Source organism: Vibrio sp. 811 (genome assembly GCF_033339195.1).
This window is the reverse complement of sequence record NZ_JAWOUB010000301.1, coordinates 1-775: the sequence shown is the minus strand read 5'-3', so window position 1 is coordinate 775 and position 775 is coordinate 1. Positions and strand designations below refer to the sequence as shown.

The 775-nt window shown below is 47.6% G+C and carries 1 protein-coding gene; it reads left to right on the top strand.

The features are described 5' to 3' along the window. Positions 1 to 34: 34 nt before the first annotated feature. The coding region (locus R7Q46_RS26480) for a LacI family DNA-binding transcriptional regulator (protein ID WP_318078127.1) at positions 35 to 775 on the top strand (741 nt) is incomplete at its 3' end.

The window sequence follows — 775 nt, the reverse complement described above, 5'->3', positions numbered from 1 at the left end:
CGCAGCTGAAATTAGAGAACATTAAATAAAAACAATGAGCGAACCTCGCAAACGAAGAAGTACCGGCAATGTCACTTTGGCTGATGTCGCCAAACAAGCAGGCGTAGGCACGATGACGGTGTCGCGAGCATTACGAACGCCAGAGCTGGTATCCGATAAGCTGAGAGAAAAAATTCAACAAGTGGTTGATGAGCTCGGCTATATCCCGAACAAAGCCGCAGGGGCACTCGCATCTGCAGAAAGTTATTCCATCGCTCTTATCATTCCGTCACTGTTTGAAAAAGCATGCGCGCATTTCTTACCAAGCTTCCAACAGGCGTTAAACAAAGCGGGTTATCAACTATTGCTGGGTTACAGCGACTACTCGATTGAGCAAGAAGAAAAGTTGCTTTCGACTTTTTTAGAGAGCCGTCCTGCGGGCGTTGTACTGTTTGGAAGTGAGCATAGTCAGCGAACGCATCAACTGTTAGAGGCGTCAAATACGCCAGTGTTAGAGATTACCGAACTGAGCTCAAAGGCCAGTTATCTCAACATTGGCGTGGATCACTTCGAAGTGGGTAAGGCCTGTACCAGACACCTGATTGAACAAGGTTTTAAGAACGTTGGTTTTATTGGGGCGCGCGGGAATCACTCAACGTTGCAACGCCAGTTACACGGTTGGCAAAGTGCGATGATTGAAAACTATCTCACCCCAGATCATTTTCTGACGACTCATGAAGCGCCATCTTCGCAATTGGGTGCGGAAGGATTGGCGAAGTTATTGCTGCGCGATTCA